At 68.7% G+C, this 17694-nt stretch carries 20 protein-coding genes and 1 pseudogene; 9 read left to right on the forward strand and 12 right to left on the reverse strand.

What is annotated here, in order from left to right:
* A pseudogene (locus tag GKO32_RS38130) lies at window positions 1-304 on the forward strand (hypothetical protein); the annotation flags it as partial.
* Window positions 305-501: 197 nt separating this feature from the next.
* On the opposite strand, the gene GKO32_RS24980 reads toward GKO32_RS38130, so the two are convergent.
* Window positions 502-1707 carry a chitinase gene (locus GKO32_RS24980; protein WP_312868506.1) on the reverse strand — a complete coding sequence of 402 codons (1206 nt, stop codon included), beginning with the start codon at window positions 1705-1707 and terminating at the stop codon, window positions 502-504.
* A gap of 134 nt (window positions 1708-1841) precedes the next feature.
* Entirely contained in the window at window positions 1842-2969 is a 1128-nt protein-coding gene (locus GKO32_RS24985) for a S1 family peptidase (protein WP_154759349.1), read from the reverse strand.
* Window positions 2970-3200: 231 nt separating this feature from the next.
* Here GKO32_RS24985 and GKO32_RS24990 point away from each other — a divergent pair, with 231 nt between their 5' ends.
* Both GKO32_RS24990 and GKO32_RS24995 read left to right on the forward strand, forming a co-directional pair.
* Entirely contained in the window at window positions 3201-3395 is a 195-nt protein-coding gene (locus GKO32_RS24990) for a PspC domain-containing protein (RefSeq protein ID WP_154759350.1), read from the forward strand.
* Entirely contained in the window at window positions 3392-3946 is a 555-nt protein-coding gene (locus GKO32_RS24995) for a DNA-3-methyladenine glycosylase I (RefSeq protein WP_312868507.1), read from the forward strand. The genes GKO32_RS24990 and GKO32_RS24995 overlap by 4 nt, the downstream gene beginning before the upstream one ends.
* A 5-nt stretch (window positions 3947-3951) precedes the next feature.
* Here GKO32_RS24995 and GKO32_RS25000 read toward each other — a convergent pair whose 3' ends face one another.
* From GKO32_RS25000 to GKO32_RS25010, 3 genes are read right to left on the reverse strand one after another with little or no spacing between them, the layout of a single operon-like run.
* A complete protein-coding gene (locus GKO32_RS25000) occupies window positions 3952-4545 on the reverse strand; it encodes a cation efflux transmembrane domain-containing protein (RefSeq protein WP_154759351.1) in 594 nt (197 codons plus the stop codon).
* A complete protein-coding gene (locus GKO32_RS25005; protein WP_154759352.1) occupies window positions 4545-4817 on the reverse strand; it encodes an ArsR/SmtB family transcription factor in 273 nt (90 codons plus the stop codon). Before GKO32_RS25005 ends, GKO32_RS25000 begins: the two co-directional genes overlap by 1 nt.
* Before the next feature lie 36 nt (window positions 4818-4853).
* Window positions 4854-5807 (reverse strand): zinc-dependent alcohol dehydrogenase family protein, encoded by a 954-nt coding sequence (locus tag GKO32_RS25010; RefSeq protein WP_312868509.1) that lies wholly within the window; start codon window positions 5805-5807, stop codon window positions 4854-4856.
* A gap of 70 nt (window positions 5808-5877) precedes the next feature.
* Between GKO32_RS25010 and GKO32_RS25015 the strand changes: the two genes are divergently transcribed.
* The 3 genes from GKO32_RS25015 (at window position 5878) to GKO32_RS25025 (ending at window position 9633) form a co-directional block, all read left to right on the forward strand.
* Window positions 5878-6564 carry a TetR/AcrR family transcriptional regulator gene (locus GKO32_RS25015; RefSeq protein ID WP_312868510.1) on the forward strand — a complete coding sequence of 229 codons (687 nt, stop codon included), beginning with the start codon at window positions 5878-5880 and terminating at the stop codon, window positions 6562-6564.
* Window positions 6551-8554 (forward strand): S9 family peptidase, encoded by a 2004-nt coding sequence (locus GKO32_RS25020; RefSeq protein WP_312868512.1) that lies wholly within the window; start codon window positions 6551-6553, stop codon window positions 8552-8554. The genes GKO32_RS25015 and GKO32_RS25020 overlap by 14 nt, the downstream gene beginning before the upstream one ends.
* A gap of 62 nt (window positions 8555-8616) precedes the next feature.
* Entirely contained in the window at window positions 8617-9633 is a 1017-nt protein-coding gene (locus GKO32_RS25025; RefSeq protein ID WP_312868513.1) for an LLM class flavin-dependent oxidoreductase, read from the forward strand.
* On the opposite strand, the gene GKO32_RS25030 is transcribed toward GKO32_RS25025, so the two are convergent.
* Window positions 9630-10244: a hypothetical protein gene (locus GKO32_RS25030; protein ID WP_154759354.1), complete on the reverse strand. Its 615-nt coding sequence runs from the start codon at window positions 10242-10244 to the stop codon at window positions 9630-9632. The two genes, GKO32_RS25025 and GKO32_RS25030, sit on opposite strands and share 4 nt — an antisense overlap.
* Window positions 10245-10276: 32 nt before the next feature.
* Between GKO32_RS25030 and GKO32_RS25035 the strand changes: the two genes are divergently transcribed.
* A complete protein-coding gene (locus GKO32_RS25035; protein ID WP_246244635.1) occupies window positions 10277-10753 on the forward strand; it encodes an ATP-binding protein in 477 nt (158 codons plus the stop codon).
* Window position 10754: 1 nt separating this feature from the next.
* On the opposite strand, the gene GKO32_RS25040 is transcribed toward GKO32_RS25035, so the two are convergent.
* Both GKO32_RS25040 and GKO32_RS25045 read right to left on the reverse strand, forming a co-directional pair.
* The gene (locus tag GKO32_RS25040; protein WP_154759355.1) at window positions 10755-11513 is read right to left on the reverse strand and encodes an ion transporter; all 759 of its coding nucleotides are present in this window, start codon (window positions 11511-11513) and stop codon (window positions 10755-10757) included.
* Window positions 11514-11573: 60 nt separating this feature from the next.
* Entirely contained in the window at window positions 11574-12797 is a 1224-nt protein-coding gene (locus GKO32_RS25045) for an MFS transporter (protein ID WP_154759356.1), read from the reverse strand.
* A gap of 80 nt (window positions 12798-12877) precedes the next feature.
* On the opposite strand from GKO32_RS25045, the gene GKO32_RS25050 reads away from it, so the two are divergent.
* Window positions 12878-13438: a TetR/AcrR family transcriptional regulator gene (locus GKO32_RS25050; protein WP_154759357.1), complete on the forward strand. Its 561-nt coding sequence runs from the start codon at window positions 12878-12880 to the stop codon at window positions 13436-13438.
* Between the two features lie 36 nt (window positions 13439-13474).
* Window positions 13475-14275: an IclR family transcriptional regulator domain-containing protein gene (locus tag GKO32_RS25055; protein ID WP_154759358.1), complete on the forward strand. Its 801-nt coding sequence runs from the start codon at window positions 13475-13477 to the stop codon at window positions 14273-14275.
* Between the two features lie 287 nt (window positions 14276-14562).
* On the opposite strand, the gene GKO32_RS25060 is transcribed toward GKO32_RS25055, so the two are convergent.
* Genes GKO32_RS25060 through GKO32_RS25075 form a run of 4 tightly spaced genes read right to left on the reverse strand, consistent with a single transcriptional unit; the run spans window position 14563 to window position 17693 of the window.
* Window positions 14563-14922 carry a hypothetical protein gene (locus GKO32_RS25060; RefSeq protein WP_154759359.1) on the reverse strand — a complete coding sequence of 120 codons (360 nt, stop codon included), beginning with the start codon at window positions 14920-14922 and terminating at the stop codon, window positions 14563-14565.
* Window positions 14919-15779: a DODA-type extradiol aromatic ring-opening family dioxygenase gene (locus GKO32_RS25065; protein WP_154759360.1), complete on the reverse strand. Its 861-nt coding sequence runs from the start codon at window positions 15777-15779 to the stop codon at window positions 14919-14921. Before GKO32_RS25065 ends, GKO32_RS25060 begins: the two co-directional genes overlap by 4 nt.
* Window positions 15772-16551, reverse strand: a complete 780-nt coding sequence (locus GKO32_RS25070; protein WP_312868514.1) for a citryl-CoA lyase — start codon at window positions 16549-16551, stop codon at window positions 15772-15774. The genes GKO32_RS25065 and GKO32_RS25070 overlap by 8 nt, the downstream gene beginning before the upstream one ends.
* Window positions 16548-17693: a CaiB/BaiF CoA transferase family protein gene (locus GKO32_RS25075; protein WP_154759361.1), complete on the reverse strand. Its 1146-nt coding sequence runs from the start codon at window positions 17691-17693 to the stop codon at window positions 16548-16550. Before GKO32_RS25075 ends, GKO32_RS25070 begins: the two co-directional genes overlap by 4 nt.
* Between the last annotated feature and the right edge of the window lies 1 nt (window position 17694).

Raw genomic sequence — 17694 nt, forward strand, 5'->3', positions numbered from 1 at the left:
CCCCACGCCGGCCCCGCCCGCGAGTGTCGCTCCCCCGCGGACGGCGGCGTCGTCCGCTGCCCCGCCCAGCACGACTTCCAGTCCTGCCGCCGACGTCCGGAGCTACCAGCTCGCCGGCGGCAGGGTGGTGCTGGAACTGGGCGCCACCTCCGCGAAACTCGTGTCCGCGACGCCCGAGACGGGATGGCAGGTCCAGGCCTGGCAGGCCGACGGCTGGCTGCGCGTCGACTTCAACCGCGACGGCACAACCTCTTCCTGCTTCGTCACCTGGAACGGCCACCCCCCAACGGTCCAGACCACCTAAAAGCGCGCGAGTTGAACGTTGGGAACGCGCGAGTTGAGCATTGCGTGCACGCGAGTTGAACGTTGCGTGCGACGGGAACGCACAACTCGCGCAGCAGGAACGCACAACTCGCGCAGCAGGAACGCTCAACTCGCGCGGCGGGAACGCGCAACTCGCGCGCTACCCGCACCGCCACGCAAGTCAGGCCAACCCACTCCTTAACAGGCGCCGTTGTCCGTCCATACCCCGGCCTGCCCGCCGGGAGTGTCACCGTAGGTCCACCACTTCGCAGTCCAGCTGTGTCCGTGGTAGGAAACGACCGCGTCGCCGTTGTACGCGGTGGTGGCGCTCCACGCCGCCGGGCAGCTGCCGCCCGGGTTCGACGGGGTGGTGCTCGTCGGTGGGGTCGTGGTGACCGGCGGGGTCGCGCCGGCGAAGCGTGCGGTGAATTTCGTGAAATCCCAGTCGTTCTGGGAAACGTTGCTGCACACACCGTTGTCGGTCGTCGTGGTGCACGGCCGGTCGCGGTTGACCGCCCAGAAGGTGAACCGGCCGAGGCCGTGGCCGGTCGCGTAGTCGAGCACGGTCTGGAAATCGGCCTGGTAGAAGAATTCCGAGGCGTCGCTCTTGCCGTTCATCCCGGAGAATCCCTCGTGCGCGTAGGCCGTCCCACTGTCCCAGCCGAGATGGCTCATCAGCAGGGAATGGAAGGCTTCGAGCGCGGACGTCTGACTCGACGCGCCGTTGAATCCGCCGTCGAACGGCATGATCGAGAAATTGTTCGGGGTGAAGCCGAGCTTCTTCGCCTTGTCCAGCAGCTGGGTGCCGAACCAGCCCGTTCCCGCCGCGGTGCCCGGCATGGTCACCGACACGAACAGGCCCGGATTGTTGCGCTGCAGGATCTGTGCGGCGCCGAGCTCGTTGCTGATGGCGGCGTCGTTTTCGTATTCCGGTTCTTCCAGATCGAAATCGATGGCGTGCAACCCGTATTTGTCGATCACCTGCTGGTAGGCGGCGGCCGTCGAGCCCGGGTCCGAACAGGTCTGACCGAGTTTCGTGCCGCCGTACCCGCCGACCGACACCGACACGTCGCCGCCCGCGGCGCGGATCTTGCCGATCACCCCGGCGACGGCGGTGTCGGAGGAGACCGCGGAAGTGCCGTCCCAGGTGGGACTGCAACCGCCGCCGTTGGGCGCGAGGATGAACGCGAGCTGGAAGGCCTTCTGCCCGGTTGCGGCCATCACCGCGGACGGGTCTGGCGGGTTGTTGCTCTGGGGCATCAGGTACGGCGCGGAGGCGTACCAGTTGCTGCTCAACGCCGCGGTCGCACCGGCCGCGGCGTCGGCGTGGGTGACGAGCGTGAGCGCGGTACCGGCGGCCACCGTTGCGGCCGCGAGGATCGAGGTGACTTTCCGACGGTGCACTTGTCCTCCTCGGGAAAAAGAAAACCGGGATTCCGGTAATGTGGACTAGACCATTGCGATAAGTCAAGTAGTTGGACTGGACCATTTTGAAGGGTGGCTACCGGCCCCGCCGGGAACCGGTAGCCAAGCGCGGATCAGGCGGTCACCAACGACAGCCCATAGGTCCGCAGGATCTCGTTCACCGGCTGGAACCACGTCTCGCCACCGGAGCTGCAGTTGCCGTAGCCACCGGAGGTGACGCCCTGAGCCTGGTCACCGGAGATGAACGAGCCGCCGGAGTCACCCGGCTCTGCGCACACCGAGGTCCGCGTCATCTCGAACACCGCGCCCTGCGCGTAGTTCACCGTCTCATTGAGACCTTCCACGACACCGCAGTGCCAGTGCGACGTCGAACCCGAGCGGCAGATCGACGTTCCCGGCGCGGCCACCGACGAACCCCGCACCAGCTGGTCGCTCACCGTGCCCCAGCCCAGCACGACCGGCACGGTCCACCAGCCGTTGCCGATCCGGATGAACGAGTAATCGTTGCCAGGAAAGGAAGATCCGGCGAACGTGCCCTGCGCCGAACCGTCCCAGCCGGCGGTCGAAGCACCGACGCCGCCACAGTGCCCGGCACTGACGAATCCGCCCTGCACGGAGAATCCGATGGAGCACCGGACGTTTCCGTTGATGTAGTAGGGATCGCCGCCGACAGTGCCGGCTGCGTCGGTCACCGGCCGTGGCGCCGCCGTCACGGTCACCGGTATGCCGGTCTGGCGTGCCCGCGCGAGGAACGCGTCGACATCGGGGCCGCGCGCGTCCGGTTGAAGCGACACGACGAGGCTGCCGTTGCGCGGATCGGTGCGCCAGCTGCTCACCGACGGCGGCGCGGGCTGCGCCTTGGCCGAGTCGTCGAGCGCCTTCTTCGCACCGTCGAGCGCCGCCGCGCTGACCCGGGACGGCACCGTCGCCGCCCCGGTCCGCTCGACCGCCGCGGCCACCGACGAGTCGGTCACCCCGACGACGAGCTTGCCTCGCGCCGCGTCGAACCATGCGCCGCCGAACGCTGCTCCAGCCGCCTGCTGGGCGGCGGGCAGGATGCCGGTGGCGTCCTTCTCCTGACCGAGTCTGGTCTGGACCTGTTGGGCGGACAAGCCGAAATCGTGTTGCATGGCCGCGAACATGCCCGGCGACATCTGCGCGACGGCCGCCGGGTTGGCCGTGACCAGGCTGAAGGCGAGCGCAGCCGCGCCGCCGGCGACAATGGCGATTCTTCGACGCATGGGACACACCTTTCGAGGGGGAACGGAAAAAACACACCGCTCGTCGAGTGTGCGAGCTCTTCACGAAATTGGTCTAGACTTTTTGACAGCCTTGTCGGATTCGTGTCCTGCCTTGCTCCACTCGGCCCCGTCCGAAGGTGCGGTGACTGCGGACCACACCAGGGAAATGTCCGGGTCACTTTCCGGGGGGTACCTGATGCGCCGGGGTACGGCACGCGAGAGGCTGGGTCCATGACAAACACGAAGAGGCTGGCCCGGTCGCGATCGGACCGCGTGATCGCCGGAGTGTGCGCCGGCCTTGCCGAGCGGGTGGGCTGGCGCCCGTCCACGATGCGGGTGTTGTTCGTAGTGTCCTGTCTGCTGCCAGGTCCACAGTTTCTCGGCTACCTCGCGCTGTGGCTGATCATGCCGCTGGAGCGCGCGTGACCCGCTGCGGATGGGCCGCCGATGGCTCGGCGGCCATGATCGCCTACCACGACACCGAGTGGGGCCGGCCGTCGCATGAGGACGAGTACCTGTTCGAATTGCTGGTACTGGAAGGCGCGCAGGCCGGACTGTCGTGGTCGACGGTGCTCAACAAACGCGAGAACTACCGCCGCGCCCTCGACGGTTTCGATTACATCCGGATCGCGCGCTACGACCAGGCGAAGCTCGACGCGCTGCGCGAGGACGCGGGGATCGTCCGCAACCGGTTGAAGATCTCGTCGACCGTCAAGAACGCGCGGGCTTTCCTTGCAGTACAGGAGGAATGCGGGACTTTCGACGCGTACCTGTGGGACTGGGTGAACGGCACGCCGGTCGTGCACCGCCGACGGCCGGGCGAGCCGCTGCCCGCGAGCACCGAACTGTCGGACCGCGTCTCGAAAGACCTCAAGCGCCGCGGCTTCACCTTCGTCGGCACCACGATCATCTACTCGTACCTGCAAGCGGTGGGGGTCGTCGACGACCACATGCGGGGGTGCCTCGCGGTGAAGTGACGCAGTCAGCAGTGGTCACCGCGCCAGGCTTCACGGCCTTCGTGGATCGCGACGGCGCCGATCACCAGTGCGGCCAGCGGGTCGGCCCACCACCAGCCGAACCAGGTGTCGGCGAGCAGGCCGGCCAGCAGCACGCCGGACAGGTAGGTGCACAGCAGCGTCTGCTTCGAGTCCGCGACCGCGCTGGCCGAGCCGAGTTCGCGTCCGGCCCGGCGTTGCGCCGCGGACAGCACCGGCATGACCACCAGTGACACCGCGGCGAGCACGATCCCCACCACCGATTCCCGCGGCTTCCCTTGTGTCGCCAGGGAAATCGCCGAGCCGACGGTCACATACGCCGCCAGCGCGAAGAACGACACGGCGATCACCCGCAGCGCGATCCGTTCTCGCGCCTCAGGGTCGGCCCCGGAGAACTGCCAGGCGACCGCCGCGGCTGAGGCCACCTCGATCACCGAGTCCAGCCCGAACCCGATCAGCGCCGTCGAATCCGCGACCGACCCGGCCGAAATCGCGACGATCGCCTCGATCACGTTGTAGCTGATGGTCGCGGCGACCAGGAGCCGGATTCGCCGCGCCGGCACCACATTCCGCGCCGTCATCAGTCCTCGCACTCCGCGCCCGGCTGGACGGCGAGCACGACCTGCGCGAGCTCCCGCAGTGCGCGCGCCAGGTGCGGATCGGACAGCTCGTACCGCACCTGGCGGCCCTCGTACGACGCGACTACGAGACCGCAGCCCCGCAGGCAGGACAGGTGGTTGGACACGTTGGAGCGGCTCAGTTCCAGCCGTTCGGCGAGCCGCCCGGGGTAGGTGACCCCGTCGAGCAGCGCGACCAGGATCCGGCAGCGCGTCCTCCCGGTCTTACACTTCAGTACAGAGAGAACAGTACAGCACCGACTGAAGCAACGTCACGGCGTCAGCACGATCCGGCCGAACACCTCCCCCGCGGCCATCTTCTGGTGCGCCAGCACGGCTTCCGTCAACGGCAGCACCTCGTGCACCACCGTGCGCAGTTCGCCGCGACCCGCCGCGGCGAACTGTTCGGTCCGTACCGCACGCCGGTCGGCTTCGGGCGCGGTGTCGGAGCTGAAAGTGGCGAACGACGTCGACTTCTGGAACGCCGGGAACAGCGTCATCGCGAAGTCCGCGGGCGGAAGACCCCCGACCGCGCCGACCGCCACCAGTCGGCCGTTGGGGTTGAGCTTGCCGAGGAAGGCTGCCAGGTCCGCACCGGCGACGATGTCGATGATGACGTCATAACCTCCGTCAGCGCCCTCGCCGGAGCGGTCCAGCACATGGGTCGCGCCCAGCTCACGCAGGCGCTCGCCACGCTCGGCCGACGACGTGGTGACCGCCACCGCGCCGGCCCCACCGCGAGCCGCGAGCTGGACCGCGGTGATCCCGATGCTCCCGGCGGCACCCCGCACCAGCACCGACTCGCCGGCCGAAAAGTGGGCATGGGCAAGGCCGAAATGCGCCACCACGCCGGAACTTCCCAGCGTCACCGCGTCCACAGTGGACAGATTCGCCGGAAGCGGCACGACCTCCCCGACTCCGGCCACGGCGTGCTCGACGTAGCCGCCGCCCACGCCGGTGAAGGCCCACACGCGCTGCCCGATCCAGGACGTGTCGACACCGTCACCGACCGCGGTCACCGTGCCCGCCACCTCGCTGCCGGGGATATGGCCTTCCGTGAAACCCCAGCCGAACAGCCCTCCGCTTCGGATCAGGGTGTCGGCACCGCCGACGCCGATCGACTCCACACTGATCAGCACCTGCCCGCCGGCCGGAGCCGGAGCGGGGACGTCGATGACCGCCATGCCTTCGGGCGGGCCGAATTTCCGGATCGTGATGGCCTTCACCACTACCTCCTTGATCGTCTCCTGTGGACGTTAACCGGACGCAGGCGTCCGGTTGGCTAAAGTGAGAGTGGTGACCGACCGTTTGCCTCACGCAACGCGTTCCGACGCCATCGACAACCGCGGGCGCATCCTCGACGCGGCCCGCGCGGTGTTCGCCACCGAAGGCCTGGATGTGCCGCTGCGGGAGATCGCCCGCCGCGCCGGGGTCGGCCCGGCCACCCTGTACCGCCACTTCCCGACCAAGGAGACACTGGCGACCGAGGCCTTCGCCGGCCAGATGCGTGCGTGCCAGACCATCGCCGACGAGGGGCTCGCCGACCCGGATCCGTGGCACGGTTTCTGTTCGGTGGTCGAGAAACTGTGTGAACTGCACGCACGTGACCGGGGCTTCACCGCGGCCTTCATGTCGACGTTCCCCCGTGCGATCGACTTCGCCGCGGCCCGCGAACGCGCCGTCAGAACGCTCGCCGAACTGGCCGGCCGCGCCAAGCGCTCCGGCGGGCTGCGCCCCGATTTCGTCGTGGACGACCTGGTCCTGGTCCTGATGGCCAATGGCGGCATCCGCGCCGGCTCCCCGGCCGCCCGCGTCGCGGCGTCCCGCCGTTTTGCGGCACTCGCGATCCAGGCGTTCCAGGCCACCCCGGAACTCGCGCCGCTGCCGCCCGCGGCGCGGTTGGCCCTCGTCCCGCCACGGCGCCGGGAAAACCGCTCATCGGGCCGCGCCGGGATGGTAGGAAGGCTGAGTGACCAACGCTGACCCGTTCGCCGACCTTGACGGCTATGTCGCCCTCCCCCGTGCCGCCGGTCTCGCCCTGTCACCCGACGGGCGACGCCTCGTCATCGGTGTGTCCACTCTGGATGCCAAGAAGACCAAGTGGGTGCCCGGGTTGTGGGAGGTCGATCCCGCGGGCGAGCGCCCGGCCCGGCGGCTGACCCGGAGCACGCAGGGCGAGTCGGGGCCCGTCTTCACCCCCGACGGCGATCTGCTGTTCACCTCGTCCCGTCCGGAGCCGGGCGACGACGACGGCAAGGACCAGCCGGCGCTGTGGCGGCTGCCCGCCGGCGGCGGTGACCCGGAGGTGATCGCGTCACCACCCGGTGGCGTGCGGGGCGTGGTGGTCGCACGCGAGGCAGGCGTCGTCGTGGCCGGTTCCACAATGCTGCCCTCGGCCACGGATGCCTTACGGGACAAGGAACTGCGTGCCCGCCGCAAGGACGAGGCGGTCACCGCGATCCTGCACGAGGAGTATCCGATCCGCTACTGGGATCACGATCTCGGGCCGGACCGGCCACGGCTGCTGGCGGGTCCGCCCGGCGAGGAACTACGCGATATCACCGGGCATGCCGGCCGGGCACTCGACGGGGAGTCCACTTGGGACGTTTCACCGGACGGGCGCACGGTCGTCGCGGTGTGGACGGTGGCGGAACCGGGTGGCTCCCAGCGGGACACCCTGGTGGCGATCGACGTCGAGACCGGCGGGCGCCGCGTGCTCGCGGACGAGGCGGACCACGAGTACGCCGGCCCCCGGTTTTCCCCTGACGGCAGCCGCATCGCGGTCGTCGTGACTGAACGCCCGACAGCCGCGAAGGTCGGGGACAGCTGGCTCGCGGTGCTCCCGGCCGACGGCGGTGAACCGCGTGCGCTGACCCGGTCCTGGGATCGTTGGCCGCACGGTCCCGAGTGGACACCGGACGGCCGCGCAGTGGTCGTCAGCGCGGACGATCTCGGTCACTCTCCACTGTGGAGGGTGGACCCGAGTACCGGCGAGGTGACCAAGCTGACCGGGTCCGGCACGTTCGGCGACATCCGGATTTCCCCTGATGGACAATGGATCTACACGATCAGGTCCTTTGTGGACAGCCTGCCCGCACCGTACCGCGTCGCGATCGACGGCAGTGTGGTGGAAGCGCTTCCCGGCCCGGTGCCGGCCGTCGAGCTGCCGGGACACGTCGAAGAAGTCACCACCACCGCGACCGACGGGGCGCCGCTGCGCGCCTGGCTCGCGCTGCCCCATGACGCGAGCCCCGAAGCTGCGGCGCCGCTGCTGCTGTGGATTCACGGTGGCCCACTGGGTTCGTGGAACGCCTGGCAGTGGCGGTGGAACCCGTGGCTCGCCGTCGCACAGGGGTATGCGGTCCTGCTGCCGGATCCGGCGATCTCCACCGGGTACGGGCTGGAGTTCATCCAGCGCGGCTGGGGCGAATGGGGCGCCGCGCCGTACACGGACCTGATGTCGATCACCGACGCCGCCGTCGAACGGCCCGATGTCGACGAGACCCGCACGGCGGCGATGGGCGGCTCGTTCGGCGGGTACATGGCCAACTGGCTGGCCGGGCACACCGATCGATTCGCCGCGATCGTCACACATGCCTCGCTGTGGGCGCTGGACCAGATGTTCCCGACCACCGACGCCGCCTACTACTGGCCCCGCGAGCTCAGCCCCGAGGCCACGGACCGGCATTCACCGCACCGCTGGGCCGGGAAGATCACCACCCCGATGCTCGTCATCCACGGCGACAAGGACTATCGCGTGCCGGTCGGCGAAGCCCTGCGGTTGTGGTGGGATCTGTTGTCCCGCACGGCCGCGGACGACGGGACCAGCCCGCACAAGTTCCTCTACTTCCCGGACGAGAACCACTGGGTGCTGACGCCCAACCACGCGAAGCTCTGGTACGCCACCGTGTTCGCTTTCCTGGCCCATCACGTGCACGGCGAGCCGTGGCGGCGGCCGGAGCTTCTCGGATAGTGAGAACACCTCCTGGCTGGGGCAGAATCTGCGACAAGATCTCCGGACCCGGGAGGACCGCCGTGCCATTGCCCTCGCAACCGTTGCGAAAGCTGGGCTTCCTGACCATCGGGCTGTTCGACGAGAACGATCCGCGCCGGGGTCACGAGTCCACATTGGAGATCATCCAGCTCGGTGAGCAGCTCGGTTTCGACACCGCCTGGGTCCGCCACCGGCACCTGCAGTACGGCATCTCCTCGCCGGTCGCCGTGCTCGCCGCCGCCTCGCAGCGCACGACCCGGATCGAGCTCGGCACGGCGGTCATCCCGCTGGGCTGGGAAAATCCGCTGCGCCTTGCCGAGGATCTCGCCACCGTCGACATCCTCTCGGGCGGGCGGCTCAACCCGGGCCTGAGCGTGGGTCCGCCGATGCACTACGACGATGTCAAGCAGGCGCTGTATCCGCACACCGCCGACCTCGAGGATTTCAGCTATGACCGGGTCCGGCGTCTCCTCGACGCCATCGGCGGCAAGCCGGTCACCGACTTCCGTGGTACCGAAGGGTTCGAGGAGTTCTCCCACCGCGTCCAGCCGCACTCCCCCGGCCTGATCCGGCGCCTGTGGTACGGCGGCGGGAGCCTGCGGTCGGCGCGCTGGGCCGGTGAGCACGGGATGAACTTCCTGTCCAGCAGCGTGGTCCGCGCCGAGGAGTCGGAGGATTTCGCCGAGATCCAGCGTTCGCACATCCGGACCTTCCGCGCGCACCACCCCGACGGCGGCGCCGCCCGCGTGTCACATGGGCTGGTCGTCATCCCCACCGACTCCGCGATCCCGCAGCAGCGCGCGAAGTATGAGGCGTACGTGGAAAAACGCACCCCGCGGACCGCGAGCCCGCAGGGTCCGGCGCGCATGTTGTTCGCGCGCGACATCCTCGGCACGTCCGCCGAAATCGTCGAGCAGCTGTATGCGCACGCAGGGTTCCGCGAGATCGACGAGGTCGCGTTCGCGCTGCCGTTCAGCTTCGAGCACGCCGACTACGTGCAGATTCTCACCGACATGGCCACGAAACTGGGTCCGGCGCTCGGCTGGCGACCGCGCTAGCGCTTGATCAGTGCGATGACCGAACCGATGAGCGTGACCGCGCCGGCGCCGAGGAAGAAGTAGTAGCCGGGCCCGGTGCTGTCCGGGTTCGGGATGCCTGCCGCCAGCCAGAAGATCATGCCGGCGATCATGGCGAGGGAGACCACCAGCAGCAGCGCGCCGAGGACCCGCTTGCCGCCACGCATCGGGACGAACAGGACCGCGCCGCCCAGCAGCGACACACCGCCGCCGACCAGCACGAGATACACCCCGATCATGATCATCGTGCCGGCGGAGCTGCCCGCAGTGTCGGCCACTCCGGCGAGATCGGCGACGTCCTTGCCGGTCACCACCTGGTCACGGAAGCTGAACCACTCGAGGAAGAACTGCAGCAAACCGGCGAGCCCGCCCAGGATGAGCACGATCGCCGCCGGAATGTTGCTGGTGGGCGGCGCGAGATCCCACGGGGCACGCGGCCCGTACCCGTACTGCGGCGCGGGATACCCGTACTGCCCGGGCGCACCGTATCCGTACGGCCCGGGTTGCGGCGGACCGCCATAGGGACCGGGTTGCTGCGGCTGGCCACCGTACTGACCCTCGCCATACTGCGGCTGCTGCCCCGGATAGCTCATCTTCCCCCCTCGGCGACCAAGTCCGTCGGCCGATGGTACTGCGCACGACGTGCCCCCGTCAGCAGCAGCCCGCGGAGTCCGAAGTGGACAGCCAGGTTTGGGCCGGTGCCGGTGAGGGTAGCCGGATGCTTGCCATGAGCGACCAGTTCGAGCTAGACCTGACGCCCGGCCAGCTGCCCCCGCTGGTCGCGGTGAGGCAGTGGGCGGCGCGGGTGCTGCCGGTGAGCGAGCCGGACCTGATCACCGACGTGCAGCTGGTCGCCACCGAGCTGGTGACGAACGCGTTCGACCATGCCGGCGGCGCGGTGCGCGTGCGGCTCGGCTACGAGCCAGGGCGCATGGTGGTCGAGGTGGACGACCCGAGCGACGAACCGCCGCGGCGGAGTGCGGCCGGGCCCCGCGCGCTCCGGGGCCGCGGCCTGATGCTCGTCGAGGGAATCGCGACGGCGTGGGGTACCCGGACCCGGCCTGGTGGCGGCAAAACCGTGTGGGCGACGCTCGGCGCGTGAGTCACGGCTCGACCTCGTTGAGCCCGAGTTGCACGGCGCGGCGGATCTGCAGGCGATTCTCACGCACCACACTGGTGAAGAAGTCGTCGATCCGCGGGTCCAGCAACACTTCCAGGAGCACCCGGAACGACGTGTCCACGACCGCGCGCACGACTTCGCCGTGGAATGGCATATGCCGTAGCCGCCGCAGTTGCGGGTCCTCGGACACCTTCTCCGTGATGATGGCGCGCAGCTCTTCGCGATGCGCATCGAGCGAGCGCGCGAGGTTCTCCGGGTAGTTTCCGGTTTCCAGTACCTTGACCACTTCGTCGAGCACCGCGATGGTGACCGGTTTCTTGACCGCGCGGACGATCGGATCGGACAGCTTGTCCACGAACCGGTAGGTGAACTGCTCCCCCAGCGCACGATCCGCCGCCCGCCCGATGCGCACCAGGATCAGCACCACGACGATGAAGCGGTGCCCCATCAGCCCGGGATACGCGATGGGAATCATGGCGAACAGCTCGTACCAGTTGCGGGCGAGGAAATGCCGGCCCCACCGGCGTTTGCGCCAGCGCAGGAGGAACTCGCCGAGGAACACCAGGCACACCGTGCAGTCGGCGTAGAAGATCCACAGTCCCGCGTCCCGGGAAGGCGGGCTGAGCAGCAGATATCCGGGCAGGCCGACGGAGATCACCGCGAGCGCGAGCATGATCCAGTCGTCCGCTCGGACATTGCCGGGCAGGATCCCGCTGTTGAGCTCCGGTTCTTCGCGCGTCATGCGCCCGATCATGACATGCCGCCCACGACTGTCCGAAATGGACGCTGTCAAACGCTTGCGTCACCGGCGCGACCGGAGCGCCTCCACTCCGGCGGCGATCACCGCGAGGCCGGTCAGCACGCTCGCGTACACGATCGCCGTGGCGCGCAGCCCGAGCGCGGTGGCGGCGAACCCGGCGACCACCGCGGGCACGCTGAACGCAAGGTATGACACCACATATCCCACGGCGAACAGCTCGCCCCGCTCGGCGGGGGCCGAGATCCGTGCCAGCGTCCCGAAAATCGCGAGCGCCGCCGCGCCGAACCCGAGTCCGGCGACGATCGTGCCGACGGCACCGAGCACCACCGCGCCGCTGAACATCCCGCCCAGCGTGATCGCGAGCCCGGCACTCAGCAGCAATGTCGCGATCCGCAGCACCTGGCGGGCCGGGCGGTTACGCAGCGCGAACGTGGCCGCCGCACCCGTGCCGCACAACAGGGTCACCACGAGTCCGCCGACGAAATGGTTCGCCAGGCCGAAAATCCCGGCCGCGACCGACGGCCCGAGCGAGAGGTAGAACCCGCCGAGGGACCAGCCCGCCATGATGATCGGCAGGAGCGCGAAGAACTCGGGGCGCAGGCGCTGCGGAAGCCCGAGCCGCGGCAGGAGCGAGCGTGCACCACCGGGCCGGCGCGCGGACGTTTCCGGCATCACCGCCACGATCAAGCCGGCCAGCACCATGGCCGCCAGCAGCACGCCGAACACCAGATGAGTCGGTGCCGGCGCGAACTGCACGAGCGCGCCGCAGCCCAGCGCGCCCAGCGCGAGCCCGACGGTCGGCGCGATGCCGTTGACGACGCCGGCGCGGCCGGGCGCATGCGGCGGGTTGAGATCGACGAGCAGTGCCGACAACGTCGTGATCGCGGCGCCGGTCGCGACACCCTGCACGATCCGCGCGGCGAACAACACCGACACGTCCCCGGCGACGAGGAACAGCACGAGAGAAAGCGCTTCCAGCGCCACCGCGGCGCCGAGCACCGGCCGCCGTCCGAGGTGATCCGACAGCGCGCCCAGGACGAGCAGTGACGAGATGAGCCCGAGCACGTACACCGCGAAGACGGCGGTGAGTGTCGTGGCGGAGAAATGCCAGTTCTGCTGGTAGACGATGTAGAGCGGGGACGGCGCACTGGAGGCCGCCATGAACAGGATCGCGATCGCCGCGACGGCGACGAAGGAGAAGGCGTGCGACAGCCGTCTCCCGGCTGCGGCGCCCGGCAGCGCGACCGCGACTGATGACTCGGACAAGACCGCTCCTCTAAAGCAATGATCGATGCTTTTGAAACCACCTTAGCGCAAAAGCAACGATCGGTGCGATAATGGTCGTTATGTCCGTCACCACCAGGCCAGGCGGCCGGTCCGCGCGGGTGCGCGCGGCCGTGCACCGGGCCGTCCAGGAGCTGCTCGCCGAAAACCAGGTCGAGGCCGTGACCCTGCCGGTCATCGCGAACCGCGCCGGGGTGCACCCGACCACCGTCTACCGCCGCTGGGGGTCGCTGTCCGACCTGCTCAACGAGGTCGCGACCAGCCGGTTCAGCGGTGACATCGTCGTGCCGGACACTGGCACGCTGCGCGAGGACCTGGAACGCTGGGTGGTCGACGTGAGCACCGACCTGACCGACCCGGACACCGTCGCCATCATGCGGGCGGCGCTGGGGGCAGGCCCGTCGGGCGGCTGCGCCTGCGTCGGCGACCGGCACGAGCAACTGGAAGCAATCCTCGAGCGTGAGCGGTCCCGGGGCGGCGACGTGCCCGACGTCCAGACGGCCGCGGACACGCTGCTGAGCCCGCTGTACTACCGTGTCATGTTCACCACCCAGCCCATGGATCCCGAGTGGGCGCGCGGACTGGTGCGGAACCTCCTGCAGCTCGCGGAATCCACCGTATGACGGACACCTGTCCGCCTGACCCGGTAGCCTTTCCGTATGCGGCGAGACGGGAACCCGGAATTCATCGAAGCCCTCGCGCGTGGGCTCGATGTCCTGCGCTGCTTTCAGGCTGCCAAACCGGCCATGACGCTCAGCGAGGTCGCGACGGCGACCGAGCTCGCTCGCCCGACCGCGCGCCGGATCCTGATCACGCTGGAGCAGCTCGGCTATGTCCGCGGTACGGACGGTGCTTTCTCATTGACGCCGCGCGTGCTCGAACTGGGCATGGCCTACATCGGCTCGGTGAACCTGTGGGAGCTGACCCGCCCGCACCTGCGTGAGCTGGTGCGGCAGACGAACGAATCGTGCTCGATCGCGCAGCTCGACGGGTCCGACGTGGTGTACGTGGCGCGTGTGGCGGTGCCGAAACTCGTCGCGCTCGCTGTCACCATCGGCACCCGTTTCCCCGCGTTGCCGACCTCGCTCGGCAAGGTGCTGCTCGCCTCGCTCACCCCCACCGAACTCGACCGCACGCTGGCCGAGCCGAGCCGGGCCGGGGTCCCGTCGCGCTGGACCCCGGAACGCGAGGAGATCGACACGGTCCTGCGCGAGGTGCGGGCCCGGGGCTGGGCCGCCACCGATCAGCAGCTGGCACTGGGCATCCGTTCGGTCGCCGCACCGATCCGCGACGGCGACGGCACGGTGGTCGCCGCCGTGAACGTCAACGCCCACGCCGCCGAGACGACGATGGAGACCCTCGTCGAGCACCACCTGCCGCTCCTGCTGCGCACGGCAAGCGCCATCAGCGCCGACTGGGATGCCTGGCACTCCCGCCCCCTCGAGACGATCAAAGGCTGACCTCACCTCCCAAACCCCAGCGCGAGTTGAGCGTTCGTGACGCGCGAGTTGAGCGTTCCCAGCGTGCGAGTTGAGCGTTCCCAGTGCGCGAGTTGAGTGCACGTGACGTGCGAGTTGAGCGTTCCCGGGCGCGAGATGACTGCTCGTGACGCGCGAGTTGAGCGTTCGTTACGCGAAATGACCGCTCTCCCAGCCCGAGTTTCATCAACTCACCCCCCGGAACGCTCAACTCGCGCAACCGGAACGCTCAACTCGCGCCACCCCAAAGCTCAACTCGCGCATCGCTGTCAGGTTGTGATGTCGGGGTAGGGCATGGTGATGTGGGCTAGGCGGCGGGCGTATTCGGTCTGGAAACCCAGCGGCTCGTAGTCGCGTTCGAACATGCCGATGAACAACGTCAGCGTCAGGAACGGGTGTGCCCCCAGCTCGAACAGTTTCGGATAGTCGTGAGTGGACAGTGCCGCGCGCTCGGTTTCGTCGAATCGCAGCCAGGTCGAACACTCGCCGTCGTGACAGTTGAGGATGCGGTTGGCCTGCTCGGCTTCCCACCAGGACACGGTGCCCGCCGGGTCGCTGCGGTAGCGCTCGACCAGCTCCGGATCGCGGTCGACGGTGAACAGGAACTTGTTGAGCAGGTACTTGCTCATCGCAGGCCTCCGGGATACCAGGTGAAGTAGGCCTCCATGGTGTGGAACAGGTCGTAGGTGTCGGTGTAGTCGGCCCGCTCCCCCTCGCCCGCGACACCCATCATGAGCATGAAATCCATGAACCCGTGCGTGGCGTTTCCGGGCAGGTGCAGGCTTTCCAGCGTCACCTCGCCGAGGCATTTTTCCAGGTCCCCACCCGAGATCCAGTCCACGGCCTTGCGATCGAACTCCGGGTCCGGCCCGTGCGGTCCGAACTGCCGCGGCCCACCCAATTCGAGCGAGAGGTGCCCGGTGCCGATCACCGCGACCCGCTTGTCCGACGGCCAGGACTCGATCAGCTGCCGGATCGTCTGTCCCAATTGGACGAACCGTTTCGGCTGCGGCAGCGGCGGGGCGAAGATGTTGGTGTAGATCGGCACGATCGGCAAGTCGTTCTGCGGGCGCAGGGTGATGATCGGGCAGGTGATCGAGTGGTCGATCCGCAGCTCGTTCGAGAACGCCAGATCGAACCCGGCGTCGAGCCCCTCACGCAGGACGTAGGCCGACAGGTCCTCCTGTCCTTTGAGGAACATCTTCGGCAGCCCGAACTCACGTTCCTCGTTGTAGAAGTTCGCGTCGTAGAACGGCGCCTTGCCGACGAGGAACTGCGGCATGTTGTCCAGCCACAGCTGGTGGAAATGATCCGACCCGACCATCACGAGCACGTCAGGCCGCGCCCTCGTAAGGGTTTCCCGGAACGCCTCGATCTTGCGCACCCACTCGTCGGCGAACGGCGGCCGGTCCGCACCGGTCGCGGTGCTGGCGCGGTAGTAGAACGGGTGGTGCGTGGACGCGATCACCGCGACCAGCTCAGCCATGGCTGCCTCCTGCCGGGGGAATGGGCCGGTTGTTGAGGTCGACGGACAGGAAGATCTCGTTCGCGACGGGCGTGCGCAGTTCCTCGGCGAGCTGCCCGATGAGTCCCGCCGTGCGCGCGAGGAGAGCGAATCCCCGCAGCAACTCCAGCGGCAGCCCGAGATCCGCCAGCGCCGCACCGCATGCGCCGGCGCCGTTGAGCGGCAACGTCTTGCCCAGCACCCGCGGGTGGACACGTCCGATGGCCTCGAACAACGCGAGGTGCGGCCCGAACTGCCCCTCCTCTCGGGCGATCTCGAACAGGCGCGGGGTGCGGGGATCGCCGTTCTTGTGGACATGGTGACCGAGCCCCGGGATGAACCGGCCCGCCGCGCGCTCGGCTTTCACCACCTCCAGCGCCAGCTCGTCGTCCACCGGCCGGTCCACTGTGGACAGTACTTCGTGCAGGAAACGCCCGCAGTCCTCGGTGACGCCGAGGAACCGCGACCCGCCACCGAGCAACCCCGCCGCCAGCGCGCCCTGAATGGAATCCGGCGCGGACAGGTAGGTGAGCCGGGTGACGATGGCCGTCGGGGTGAAACCGTGATCGGCCAGCGCCGCCAGCACCGCCTCGAACACCCGGGTCTCCCCCGGGGCAGGCCGCCGCTGGGTCGCGAGCCAGAACGCCAGCTCCCCGAACGACACCTTGCCCATCACGTCCCCGGCCAGATCCTGGCCCAGCAAGGTGATCTTCTCGCGTGAAGACGCGCCGAGCGCGGTCGGGTACTCGGTCACCCTTGCTCCTCCAGCCACTTCCGCAGATCGTCGCCGTGCTCGTCCAGCCGTGGCGGCGGCAGGTGGTAGCTCACCGGGGTTTCGGAGAACCGGATCGGATGCCGCGTACCGGGCACGCCACCGACCTCGACGACCGGATCCAGCTCGAACCGTTGCGCCATCGCGAAACCACCGTCGATCGTGTTGATCGGTCCACTGGGGACACCCGCCGCCACGAGCAGATCGAACCATTCCAGTGCGCCGCGTTTGCGCAGCTGCCCGGCGAGGATCGGGCGAAGCTCCTCGCGCCGCTCGGTGCGATCGGCGTTGCGGGCGAACCGCGGATCGTCCGCGATCTCCGGAATTCCCAGCACCTCGCACAGTTTCCGGAACTGCTTGTCGTTGGCCGCGGTGATGATGAGGTCGTTGTCGGCGGTGGGCAACGGTTCGTACGGGAACACGCTCGGGTGCGCGTTGCCCATCCGGTAGGGAACCGTGCCGCCCGCGACATATGCGGAGCTGTGGTTGACCAGCCCGGTCAGCGCCGAGGACAGCAGGTTCACCTCGACGTGCTGTCCCTGCCCGGCGGCGTCCCGGTGCCGCAGCGCGGCGAGAATGCCGATGGTGGCGTGGTTTCCGGCCATCACGTCGAACACCGAGATCCCGGCCCGGTACGGCGGGCCGTCCGGGTCACCGGTGAGGCTCATCAGGCCGGAGATCGCCTGCACCATCAGATCGTAGCCCGGCACATCCTTGCCTGCGCCGGAACCGAAACCACTGATAGAGGTATAGACCACACTGGGATTGGTCGCCCGCACGGCGTCGTAGTCGAGACCGTACTTGGCCAGGCCGCCCGGTTTGAAGTTCTCGATCACCACATCCGCGCGCCGCGCGAGTTCCCGCGCGAGTACGGCATCCGCCTCGTCACGCAGATCCAGCGCGATGGAGCGTTTCCCGCGGTTGACGCCGAGATAGTAGGTCGAAATCCCGTCCCGGACCGGCGGCATCCAGGTGCGCGTGTCGTCCCCGCCGGGGCCCTCGACCTTCACCACGTCGGCACCCAGGTCGGCCAGCAGCATCGTGGCGTACGGCCCGGCGAGGATCCGGGAGAAGTCCGCTACCAGTATTCCGGCGAGCGGGCCTGTGGAAGCGCTTTCAGTCATG

The organism is Amycolatopsis pithecellobii (genome assembly GCF_009707865.1).
Classification (GTDB): Bacteria; Actinomycetota; Actinomycetes; order Mycobacteriales; family Pseudonocardiaceae; genus Amycolatopsis_E; species Amycolatopsis_E pithecellobii.

Bases quoted from the DNA above. Each gene is read 5' to 3' on its own strand.
- GKO32_RS24985 (WP_154759349.1), bottom strand. From the start codon at position 2,969: ATGCGTCGAAGAATCGCCATTGTCGCCGGCGGCGCGGCTGCGCTCGCC.
- GKO32_RS24990 (WP_154759350.1), top strand. From the start codon at position 3,201: ATGACAAACACGAAGAGGCTGGCCCGGTCGCGATCGGACCGCGTGATC.
- GKO32_RS25000 (WP_154759351.1), bottom strand. From the start codon at position 4,545: ATGACGGCGCGGAATGTGGTGCCGGCGCGGCGAATCCGGCTCCTGGTC.
- GKO32_RS25030 (WP_154759354.1), bottom strand. From the start codon at position 10,244: ATGAGCTATCCGGGGCAGCAGCCGCAGTATGGCGAGGGTCAGTACGGT.
- GKO32_RS25035 (WP_246244635.1), top strand. From the start codon at position 10,277: ATGGTACTGCGCACGACGTGCCCCCGTCAGCAGCAGCCCGCGGAGTCC.
- GKO32_RS25040 (WP_154759355.1), bottom strand. From the start codon at position 11,513: ATGACGCGCGAAGAACCGGAGCTCAACAGCGGGATCCTGCCCGGCAAT.
- GKO32_RS25050 (WP_154759357.1), top strand. From the start codon at position 12,878: ATGTCCGTCACCACCAGGCCAGGCGGCCGGTCCGCGCGGGTGCGCGCG.
- GKO32_RS25055 (WP_154759358.1), top strand. From the start codon at position 13,475: ATGCGGCGAGACGGGAACCCGGAATTCATCGAAGCCCTCGCGCGTGGG.
- GKO32_RS25060 (WP_154759359.1), bottom strand. From the start codon at position 14,922: ATGAGCAAGTACCTGCTCAACAAGTTCCTGTTCACCGTCGACCGCGAT.
- GKO32_RS25065 (WP_154759360.1), bottom strand. From the start codon at position 15,779: ATGGCTGAGCTGGTCGCGGTGATCGCGTCCACGCACCACCCGTTCTAC.
- GKO32_RS25075 (WP_154759361.1), bottom strand. From the start codon at position 17,693: ATGACTGAAAGCGCTTCCACAGGCCCGCTCGCCGGAATACTGGTAGCG.